This window comes from Micromonospora nigra (genome assembly GCF_900091585.1).
Taxonomy (GTDB): Bacteria; Actinomycetota; Actinomycetes; order Mycobacteriales; family Micromonosporaceae; genus Micromonospora; species Micromonospora nigra.
The window spans coordinates 1,444,612-1,455,049 of sequence record NZ_FMHT01000003.1 but is presented as its reverse complement, the minus strand read 5'-3'; the positions used below and the strand labels follow the sequence as shown (position 1 = coordinate 1,455,049).

General features: G+C 73.1%; 9 protein-coding genes and 1 tRNA gene. 9 read left to right on the top strand and 1 reads right to left on the bottom strand.

Translation table 11 applies throughout. The annotated features are described in order from the left end of the window. Positions 1-145: 145 nt before the first annotated feature. The 5 genes from GA0070616_RS05825 (at position 146) to GA0070616_RS05805 (ending at position 5,076) form a co-directional block, all read left to right on the top strand. A complete protein-coding gene (locus tag GA0070616_RS05825) occupies positions 146-1,333 on the top strand; it encodes a sensor histidine kinase (protein WP_091077471.1) in 1,188 nt (395 codons plus the stop codon). Beyond that, entirely contained in the window at positions 1,330-1,995 is a 666-nt protein-coding gene (locus GA0070616_RS05820) for a response regulator transcription factor (RefSeq protein WP_091077468.1), read from the top strand. Before GA0070616_RS05825 ends, GA0070616_RS05820 begins: the two co-directional genes overlap by 4 nt. A 91-nt stretch (positions 1,996-2,086) precedes the next feature. Then, on the top strand, positions 2,087-3,016 hold the full coding sequence (locus GA0070616_RS05815) for an ABC transporter ATP-binding protein (RefSeq protein ID WP_091077464.1): 930 nt from the start codon (positions 2,087-2,089) through the stop codon (positions 3,014-3,016). Further along, positions 3,013-3,846 (top strand): ABC transporter permease, encoded by an 834-nt coding sequence (locus GA0070616_RS05810; protein WP_091077461.1) that lies wholly within the window; start codon positions 3,013-3,015, stop codon positions 3,844-3,846. The genes GA0070616_RS05815 and GA0070616_RS05810 overlap by 4 nt, the downstream gene beginning before the upstream one ends. A gap of 222 nt (positions 3,847-4,068) precedes the next feature. Further along, on the top strand, positions 4,069-5,076 hold the full coding sequence (locus GA0070616_RS05805; protein ID WP_091077457.1) for a sugar phosphate isomerase/epimerase family protein: 1,008 nt from the start codon (positions 4,069-4,071) through the stop codon (positions 5,074-5,076). 80 nt (positions 5,077-5,156) lie between these two features. Here the strand turns inward: GA0070616_RS05805 and GA0070616_RS05800 are convergent, their stop codons facing one another. After that, positions 5,157-5,561, bottom strand: coding sequence for a hypothetical protein (locus GA0070616_RS05800; protein ID WP_091077453.1), 405 nt, complete (start codon positions 5,559-5,561; stop codon positions 5,157-5,159). Positions 5,562-5,835: 274 nt separating this feature from the next. Between GA0070616_RS05800 and GA0070616_RS05795 the strand changes: the two genes are divergently transcribed. From GA0070616_RS05795 to GA0070616_RS27995, 4 genes are all read left to right on the top strand, one after another. Then, positions 5,836-5,908, top strand: a tRNA-Asn gene (locus GA0070616_RS05795). A 549-nt stretch (positions 5,909-6,457) separates the two neighbouring features. Beyond that, on the top strand, positions 6,458-7,696 hold the full coding sequence (locus GA0070616_RS05790; protein ID WP_091077449.1) for an FAD-dependent oxidoreductase: 1,239 nt from the start codon (positions 6,458-6,460) through the stop codon (positions 7,694-7,696). A gap of 46 nt (positions 7,697-7,742) precedes the next feature. Beyond that, a complete protein-coding gene (locus tag GA0070616_RS05785; RefSeq protein ID WP_091077445.1) occupies positions 7,743-8,693 on the top strand; it encodes a hypothetical protein in 951 nt (316 codons plus the stop codon). After that, positions 8,690-10,384 (top strand): M16 family metallopeptidase, encoded by a 1,695-nt coding sequence (locus tag GA0070616_RS27995; protein WP_091077441.1) that lies wholly within the window; start codon positions 8,690-8,692, stop codon positions 10,382-10,384. Before GA0070616_RS05785 ends, GA0070616_RS27995 begins: the two co-directional genes overlap by 4 nt. Positions 10,385-10,438: the final 54 nt, after the last annotated feature.

Genomic DNA, 10,438 nt, shown 5'->3' with positions numbered 1-10,438 from the left:
ACGGGGCCCCTGCCACGGCAGGGGCCCCGTGGGTGGGCACCGGCACCGAGTCGAGCGTGACCCGCCGGCAACCGGTCTGCCTCCGCCGGGTCGGGTTGGCCGCGGGGAGCGGCCGGCACCGGGGCTGCTGCCGTACCTTGATCGCATGGGACGCCTCGCGGAGTGGCGCCGGGCCGTACGGGCGCATCCGACCGGCGGTGACGCCGCGCTGGCCGCGCTGCTCTTCGTGGTCAGCCTGCTGCCGGTGGACCCGCCGGGCGGGCCGCCCCGCGATCCGTTGAGCGTCGGCGCGCTACTCATCTCCCTGACCGGTTGCGGCGCCCTGGTGCTGCGCCGCCGTCACCCGCTGCCGGTGCTCGCGGTGGTCACCGGCACGGCGGCCCTGTCCATCCTGGTGGAGCAGGCCCGGGGACCGTTCGTGCTGTCGGTGGCGCTGGCCGCGTACACCGTCGCGAACCGGACCGACCGGCGCACCGCCGCCGTGGCCGGCGTGATCAGCGCGGTCATGGTCGGCGCGGCGGCCGTGGTCACCCTCGGCGTCTCCTGGGTGGACCCGGCGGTGGTGGCGCTGCTGCTCTGGTTCGGCGTCGCCGTCGCGGCCGGTGACGCCGTGCGCAGCCGGCGGGCGTACGTGGCGGTGCTGGAGGAGCGGGCCCTGCGCGCCGAGCAGACCCGCGAGGAGGAGGCCCGCCGCCGCGTGGCCGAGGAGCGGCTGCGCATCGCCCGCGAGCTGCACGACGTGGTCGCCCACCACATCGCCCTGATCAACGTGCAGGCCGGGGTGGCCGGCCATCTCCTGCGCGGGCAGCCGGACGCGGCCGAGGAGGCGCTCGGACATGTCCGCACGGCCAGCCGCACCGTGCTGGACGAACTGGCCACCGTGCTCGGGGTGCTGCGCCGCGACGAGGAGACCGACGCGCCGGTCGAGCCGGCACCGAGCCTCAACCGGTTGGACGCGCTGGTGGAGGGCTTCGCCACGGGGCAGCCGGTGCGCTGGACCGTGGCCGGGCAGCCCCGGCCGCTGCCCACCGCGGTCGACGTGGCCGCGTACCGGATCATCCAGGAGTCCCTGACCAACGCCCACCGGCACGCGCCGGGGGCGGCCGTCGCGGTCCGCCTGCGCTACGACCCCGCGGGCCTCACCATCGAGGTACGCGACGACGGCGTCGGCTCCCCGCCGCCCGCACCCGCCGGGCCCGGGAGCGGCATGGGGCTGCTCGGCATGCGGGAGCGGGCCGAGTCGGTCGGCGGCACCTTCACCGCCGGCCCGCGACCCGCCGGTGGTTTCCAGGTACGCGCGGACCTGCCCGCGCCCCAGGAGGTGGCCGAGTGACGATCCGCGTGCTGCTGGCCGACGACCAGAAGCTGCTGCGCGCCGGGTTCCGGGTGCTCGTCGACTCCGCCCCCGACCTGACCGTGGTCGGCGAGGCGGCGACCGGTCGGGAGGCGGTCGACCAGCTCCGCGCGACGCCCGTCGACGTGGTGCTGATGGACATCCGGATGCCCGAGCTGGACGGCCTCGCCGCCACCCGGGAGATCACCGCCGATCCGGCCCTGGCCGGCGTACGGGTGCTGATCCTGACCACGTTCGAGGTGGACGAGTACGTCTTCGCGGCGCTGCGGGCCGGGGCCAGCGGCTTCCTCGGCAAGGGCGCCGACCCTGCCGAGCTGCTGGACGCCATCCGGACCGTCGCCGCCGGCGACGCCCTGTTGTCGCCGAAGGCCACCCGGGGGCTGATCGCCCGGTTCCTGACGCAGCCGGAGCCGGGTCCGCCTGCCAACCCCGAGCAGTTGCGGGTGCTCACCGAGCGGGAGCGGGAGGTCGTCACGCTGGTCGCCACCGGCCTGTCCAACGAGCAGATCGCCGAGCGGCTGGTGGTCTCCCCGCTGACCGCGAAGACCCACGTGAACCGGGCGATGGCGAAGCTCGGCGCGCGGGACCGGGCGCAGCTCGTCGTGATCGCGTACCGGAGCGGTCTGGTCCAGCCGCGGTAGGGAGGGCGCCCGCCTACCGCGCCCGCGGTACGTCCAGGTGTCCGCCGCTGGCCGACGCGGGGGCCCGACTACGCGGGCGATCGTTGGTCGCATGATCGATGTGACCAACCTGACCAAGCGCTACGGCGACAAGGTCGCCGTCGACGACCTGACCTTCCAGGTACGACCGGGTCTCGTCACCGGATTCCTCGGACCGAACGGCGCCGGCAAGTCCACCACCATGCGCATGATCCTCGGCCTGGACACCCCCACCTCCGGCAGCGTCACCGTCGGGGGCCACCGGTACGCCGACCACGCCGCCCCGCTGCGGGAGATCGGCGCGCTGCTGGAGGCGAAGGCCGTGCACTCCGGCCGTACCGCCCGCAACCACCTGCTCGCCATGGCCGCCACCCACGGCATAGGCCGTCGACGCGTCGACGAGGTGATCGACCTGGTCGGCCTGCACGAGGTGGCCGACCAGCGGGCCGGCGGATTCTCCCTCGGCATGGGCCAGCGACTCGGCATCGCCGCCGCGCTGCTCGGCGACCCGAAGGTCGTGATGCTCGACGAACCGGTCAACGGCCTGGACCCGGACGGGATCCGCTGGATCCGGGACCTGCTCCGGGGCCTCGCGGCCGAGGGCCGGACGGTCTTCGTGTCGTCGCACCTGATGAGCGAGATGGCGATGACCGCCGAGCACCTGATCGTGGTCGGCCGGGGTCGGCTCATCGCCGACGTGTCCGTCGCCGAGTTCGTCGCGCAGGCCGCGCAGGACACCGTACGCGTCCGCTCGCCGCAGGCGGCCACGCTGCGTGACCTGCTGGTCGGCCCGGACGTGACGGTGACCGGCGGTGAGCCCGGCCTGCTGGAGGTCACCGGGCTGACCCGGGAGCAGATCGGCGACCGGGCCGCCGCCGCCGGCCTCACCCTGCACGAACTGTCCTCCCAGCAGACCTCGCTGGAGGAGGCGTTCATGACGTTGACCCGCGACGCGGTCGAGTACGCCGCCGAGCCCGCCGCTGCCGGAAGGACCGCCCGATGAGCACCGACACCCTGACCCCGGCAACCGCCACCGTCCCCGCCGACGCGCGGGTCACCCCCGCCCGGGTGGTGCGCGCCGAGTGGATCAAGTTCCGTTCGTTGCGCTCGTCGGTGATCATGCTGATCGCCACCGTCGCCCTGTTCGCCGGGCTCGGCCTGGCCTTCTCCGCCGTGCTGGCGGACAACCCGCCGCAGCCCGGCACGCCGGCACCGCCCGGCGGCCCCTCCTCGCTCGACCCGCTGGGCGCGAGTCTCGGCGGCGTCAACCTCGCCCAACTACTGATCGGCACCCTCGGGGTGTTGCTGGTCGCGGGCGAGTACTCCACCGGGATGATCCGTTCCTCGCTGGCCGCGGTGCCGAAGCGCTGGCCCGTGCTCGTCGGGAAGATCGCCGTTCTCGCCGGTGTCTCCCTCGCGGTGCTGGTGCCGACCGCCCTGCTGACCTTCGTCGGCGCCCAGGGCCTCCTCGGCGACGAGGGCGTCTCCCTCGGCGACGACGGCGTGGTGCGGGCGGTGCTCGGCGCGGCGGTCTACCTGGCCGGCGTGGGCGTGCTCGGCATGGCCGTGGGCGCGCTGCTGCGCAACACCGCCGGGGCGATCACCACCGTGGTGGCGCTGCTCCTGGTCGTGCCCGGCGTGATCTCGCTGCTGCCGGAGAGCGTCTCCGACGCGGTCTCGCCGTACCTGCCGTCCAACGCCGGCGAGGCGTTCATGTCCATCTCGTCCCACCAGGACCTGCTCTCCCCGGGCGCCGGGGCGGCGGTGTTCGTGGGCTGGCTGGTGGCCCTCGTCGGCACCGCCACCGTGCTGCTGCGCCGCCGCGACGCCTGACCGGTGCAGGGCCTTCCGCAACGCGCCCCGGCGGAAATAGAGTGGGGGTGGCGACCGTGCAGGTGGCCGGTGACCCGGCGGGAGGCGCAACCCGCCGGGCCCAGGTATGTCTTCGTGCCCACCGGTCCGTGCCCGTCCGCCGCCGCACCGGCTCGGCCGGTCACCCCTCGCCCCGGTCCCGCACGTACGGAATCCCCATCACGACGACAGGGGAGAAGGACAATGGCGCGTCCCATCACGCTCTTCACCGGCCAGTGGGCCGATCTACCGTTCGACGAGGTCTGCCGGCTCGCCTCCGAGTGGGGGTACGACGGTCTGGAGATCGCCTGCTGGGGCGACCACTTCGAGGTCGACCGGGCGCTCGCCGACGACTCCTACGTCGAGCGCAAGCGGGAGACACTCGCCAAGCACCACCTGGGCGTGTACGCGATCTCCAACCACCTGGTCGGTCAGGCGGTCTGCGACCATCCGATCGACGAACGACACCAGGGCATCCTGCCCGCCCGGATCTGGGGTGACGGGGAGCCCGAGGGGGTCCGCCGCCGCGCCGCCGAGGAGATGAAGGACACCGCCCGAGCGGCCGCGAAGCTCGGGGTGGACACGGTGGTCGGCTTCACCGGCTCGTCCATCTGGCACACCCTGGCGATGTTCCCGCCGGTCCCGCCGGCGATGATCGAGCGCGGTTACCAGGACTTCGCCGACCGGTGGAACCCGATCCTCGACGTGTTCGACTCCGTCGGGGTGCGCTTCGCCCACGAGGTCCACCCGAGTGAGATCGCGTACGACTACTGGACGACGAAGCGGGCGCTGGAGGCGGTGGGCCACCGACCCGCGTTCGGGCTGAACTGGGATCCGTCGCACTTCGTCTGGCAGGAGTTGGACCCGGTCAACTTCATCTTCGACTTCGCCGACCGGATCTACCACGTCGACTGCAAGGACGCGAAGGTGCGTACGGGCGACGGTCGGCGGGGGCGGCTGGCCTCCCACCTGCCCTGGGCGGACATGCGGCGCGGCTGGGACTTCGTCTCCACCGGCCACGGCGACGTCCCCTGGGAGGACTGCTTCCGCGCCCTGAACGCGATCGGCTATGCCGGCCCCATCTCGATCGAGTGGGAGGACGCCGGGATGGACCGCCTGGTCGGTGCCCCCGAGGCTCTGCAGTTCGTGCGCCGGCTCGCCTTCGACGCCCCGTCGGCGGCCTTCGACGCCGCCTTCAGCAGCGGGGACTGACCGGGCCGGTCACGCAAACGGGCCGTTCACGCAAACGGGCCGGTCGCCAGTGGCGGCCGGCCCGTTCAGGGTGCGGACGGTCAGACGGTGCTGCCGTTGGTGCCCGAGCCGGACGGCTTGCTGCGGGGCGTCGTGGTGGCCGACGAGCTGGTCGAGCCCGAGCTGCTCGACGAGGCGGAACCGGACTTCGCGCCGACCGTGGCCGGCGTGCCGGCGAACGTGTCGTCGGCGGCCGTCAGGCTCTGCTTGCTGCCGTTGCCGTTGTTCAGCTTCTCACCGAGCTTGGACTGGCCGAGCTTGTCCTTGCCCTCGCTGTAGAGCCGGTTGGCCTGGGCCTGCGCCACGCCGGCCGCCTCCTGGACGGTCGGGTGGTCGAGAACCTTGCGGCCCCGGACCATCAGCTCCTCGTACTTCTCCCGGCCGGCACGGGCGCCCAGGACGAATCCCGCAGCCAGCCCGCCAAGGAACATGATCTTTCCGCGCATGGCGGCTCCTCTCGTACCTGGCGCGCCGTCGTCCCGCCGGGTTGTCCCGCCGGGTGCGACCAGTTCGCGCCTACATCCTCTGTCGGCAGCTAACTACCCATCCTGCTCCGCGCTCATACCTCCCTGTGCCCTGATGGCGATTTGCCCAACTTTCTGGTCATGTCCGGGCGGTGTGAACCGGGTCGGTCACCCCCTGGACCATTGCCCCCCGGAATCCTGTACTCTTGTCCCGTCGCACAGCGCCGGAGAGATCCGCGGTGGGCGGCAGGCGCGATCCCCCGTAGCTCAATTGGCAGAGCAGCCGGCTGTTAACCGGCAGGTTTTTGGTTCGAGTCCAAACGGGGGAGCTTCACCACCTGACGCCCGTCGGCCACCGCCGGCGGGCGTTCGTCGTTCATCGGACGCAGTCCCCGACCGGTCTCGGCCTCCGACCCCTCGGCATGCGACCCCTCGGCATGCGAACCCTTTCCCGGCCCTGGTGACCGCGCGCCCTTGTGGCCCTCGACGTCCTGGCGAGGTCGGCAGTGCATGCCTTCCGATCCTCCCGCGCTGCATCGTCAGTGCCATCGGTCTCCCGCAGCGTTCCTCGCGCCGGCGGCAACGGGTTCTTTCCTGCTGCCGGTCGGTGTCTGGCCCGTGAGCCCGTGCCTCGTCCGTGCTCTCAGCTCGGGAGGCTGCGCTGGGGGTCGACCTGGACCGCAACGAAGCGGGGCCGGCCGACCTGCACCGATCGGTCGGGAGGTGGGTCGCCCGCCCCGCCAGCTCAGTGACCGTAGACTCATCATGCGTCGGTTTGCGCGTCGATTCCGGGGCGGTGGGTATCCGGAGTCGGCCGTGCAGGGCGGGCTGGTCGGGCCGGACACGGGGTGTCGGCCGAACCCGGAGGGGAGTGCGCAATGGTCGCTGCGACCGAGGTGGTGGTCGTCGGAGGCGGCCTGGCGGGGCTCGCCGCCGCCCGCCGGTTGCACCGGGCCGGTGTGCCCTGGCGGCTGCTGGAGGCCGCCGACCGGCTCGGCGGTCGGGTCGCCACCGACACCGTCGACGGCTACCTGCTCGACCGGGGCTTCCAGGTGCTCAACACCGCCTATCCCCGCCTCGGCACGTTGCTCGACATCGAGCGCCTCGGGCTGGGGTACTTCACCTCCGGAGTCCTCGTACGCCGGGGCCACGACCTGCTCCGGCTGGTCAACCCGCTGCGCGAGCCGGCGGGTGCACCCCGCACGGCGCTGGCCGGCGTCGGGTCCGTGGCCGACCGGCTGCGCTTCGCCGCCCTCGCCGCCGGCTGCGCCATCCTGCCGCCCGGTCGGCTGCTGACCACACCCGACACCACCACCGAGTCGGCGCTGCGCCGCGCCCGCCTCTCCGACGAGATCATCGAGGAGGTGCTACGTCCGTTCCTGTCCGGGGTGTTCGTGGACCGGGAACTGGAAACCTCCAGCCATGTGCTCGCCATGGTGCTGCGCTCGTTCGTCCGCGGTCGGATCGGCCTGCCGGCCGGGGGCATGGCGGCGCTGCCCCGGGCCGTCGCCGAAGCACTGCCTGCCGAACTGATCGACCTGGCCACGCCGGTGGCCGAGGTCGCCCCCGGCCGGGTACGCACCCCGGGCGGCGACGTCGCCTGCCGTGCGGTCGTGGTCGCCGTCGACCCGCCTGCGGCGAGCGCGCTACTGCCCGCCCTGCCCCGGGTACGCATGCACGGTTACACGACCTACTACCACGCCACGGCCGAGCCGCCCCTGCGCGAGCCGATCCTGCTCGTCGACGGCGACCGCCGGGGGATGGTCGCCAACACCGTGGTGGTCAGCCGGGCCGCGCCGAGCTACGCCCCCGCCGGACGGCACCTCGTCGCGACCTCGGTCGTCGGCCCCACGGCCCCGACCGAACCGGCCGTACGGGTGGAACTGGCCCGGCTGTACGGTCGGTCCACCGCCGCCTGGGAGCACCTGACCACCGTGTCGATCCCCGACGCGCTGCCCGCCGCCCCACCCCCGCAGGGGCGGCTGCGCAAGCCGGTCGCGTTGGGAGAGGGCCTGTTCGTGGCCGGTGACCACCGGGACAGCCCGTCGATCCAAGGGGCGTTGGCCAGCGGCTGGCGTGCCGCCGGGGCGGTGCTGGAGCACCTGCGTCGGGGGTGAGAAACGGGGATCACCACCTCGATGATGATCACCTATCATCCTCGCCATGCCCGCACCGATCCCGCCGCCCGCCTTCGACGCCGCGGCGGCGTACCCCCAGGTCGGCCAGGCCCGCGCGGCGCTTGCGGCCCGCGACTGGCCGGCCCTGCGCGCGCTCGTCGACGCGCAGGACCCCTACGGCCGGACGGTCCTGGTGGACGAGGTCAGCGACGAGACCGACATCGAGGGCTTCCTGCGCAAGATCGTCGCGGAGTACCCGGACGATCCGCTGGCGGCCACCATGCTCGGGGCACACCTGATCAAGGCAGGTTGGAGAATCCGCACGGCACGGCGCGCGCAGTACGTCAGCCGGGAGCAGTTCGCCCGGTTCTTCGACCACCTGCGTCAGGCCGAACAGGTGCTCATCGACGTCACCGCCCGTCATCCGCAGGAGTCGGCGGCCTGGACGCAGCGGATCACCAGCGCCCGCGGCCTGGAAGTCGGCCAGGCCGAGGCCCGCCGCCGCTACGACCGCCTCGCCGCGCACACCCCGCACCACCTGCCGGCACAGGCTTCGCTGCTGCAACAGTTCTGCCCCAAGTGGAGCGGCAGCTGGGAGCGGGCGCACGACTTCGCCCGGGAGTGCGTCGACGCCGCCCCGGTCGGCGGCCCGCACGCCGTGCTGGTCGTCGAGGCCCACCTGGAGCAGGCCCTCGACCACGGCGACCTCGCCTCCGCACGCGACCTGCTGTGCGGTGCGCGGGTACGCGACGAGATCCACGCCGCCGCCCAGCGATCGATCTGGCACCCCGACTTCCGACACACGTGGGGCTGGCTGATGACCCGCAGCACCTTCGCCCTCGCCTTCTGCCTCATGGGGGAGTGGCAGTCGGCCGCCCAGCAGTTCGCGGCCATGGAGCCGTTCGGTCACACGTCGATGTTCGGCTACTTCGGCGACGGCGAGAAGCAGTTCCAGAAGTACCGCGACAAGGCGTACGCGAAGGGTGGGCGGCCGTGATCCAACACCTGGACACCGACGGGGTGCCGACGCTGCTGGCCCCCACCGGCGGGCCGATGCGCGCCGGGCTCACCTTCCGGGTCGGCACCGCCGACGAGACGCTCCACCGAGCCGGCATCACCCACCTGCTGGAACACCTCGCGCTCGCCCCCCTCGGGCTGGCCGACTACCACTTCAACGGCGCCACCGCGCCCGTGTTCACCACCTTCCACATGCAGGGCTCCGAGCAGGACATCAAGGGCTTCCTGACCGCCGTCTGCGCCAGCCTCTCCGACCTGCCCACCGGGCGGCTGGAGATCGAGAAGGAGATCCTGCGCACCGAGTGGAGCAGCCGGGGCGGCACCCCACTGGACGACATTCCCCTGTGGCGGCACGGCGCGCGGAACTTCGGCCTCAGCAGCTACCCCGAGTGGGGGCTCGCCCGCCTCACCGCCGACGACCTGCGCGAGTGGGCCGCCCGATGGTTCACCAGAGAGAACGCCGTTCTGTGGATCACCGGTGACCGGGTGCCCGCGGGTCTCAGGCTGGGCCTGCCCGCCGGGACCCGACAATCCGTTCCGGCGGCCTCGACGGCCCTGCCCCACACCCCGGCGTACTTCGTCCACGGCTCACGGGCCGTCGTGCTCGACGCGGTGGTGCGGCGGCGGACCGCCGCGGGCGTCTTCGCCGACGTGCTGGAACGCGAACTCTTCCGGGCGCTGCGGCAGGACGCCGGCCTGTCCTACACCACCACCACCGGGTACGACCCCCGCGGCGACGGGTACGCCACCCTGCGCGCCCTCGCCGACGCGCTCGCCGAGAAGCAGGACGCCGTGCTCGGCGGTTTCGTCGACGTGCTGGCGAAGCTGCGGGTCGGCCGGATCGAGCAGGCCGACCTCGACGCCGTGGTCGCCAAGCGGGAGGACGTGCTCGGCACCGCCGAGGTGGACGCGGCCCGGCTGCCGTCGTACGCCTTCAACCTGCTCACCGGGCAGCCGAACCTCACCATCGACGAGCACCGAGCCGAACTGAAAACCGTCACCGTGGCCGACCTGCACGAGGTGGCCGAGGAAGTGTGCGCTTCGGCGCTGCTGATGGTGCCCGACGGCACCCGCGCCGACTGGGCGGGCTTCACCGCCGCGCCCACCCACTCCGAGGCGGTGCTGCCCGGCACCACCTACCACGAGCGCGACGGTGACGGCCGGCTGATCGTCGGCCCCGACGGGATCAGCCTCGTCAGCGGCTCCGGCCCGTTGACCGTACGCTGGGCCGACTGCGCCGCCATGCTCGCCTGGCCCGACGGCGCACGGCAGCTCGTCTGCGTCGACGCCATCGTGCTGCACATCGAGCCCACCCTGTTCGACATGCACCCCCGGACCATGGCCACGATCGATGCCGCGGTGCCCGCCGACCGGCAGGTGCCCATGCCGGCGCGCGACCCCGAGCGCATCCCGCAGCCGCGTGCCGTCCGGGAGGCCCGTGCACACCTGGCCCGACCGAAGCGGGCCTGGTGGGAAGTGCCGCTGATGGTGCTGAGCGGCGTCGCCGCCCTCGGCGTCGGCGGGCTCACGCTGTTGCTGACCCTCGGCATGTTCATCACTCCCACCGGCGCGGACGAGCAGTGGCTGTGGGGTGTGATCGTGGTCGGTTGGCTGCTCACTGTTACTCTCGCGCTGCCCATCGTGCTGTTGCGGCGAGCGCGGCGCAGGTGACGGCGGAGTGCCGATGCTGGCCGGTGATCGACCGGGCGGGATAGGATGCGGCGC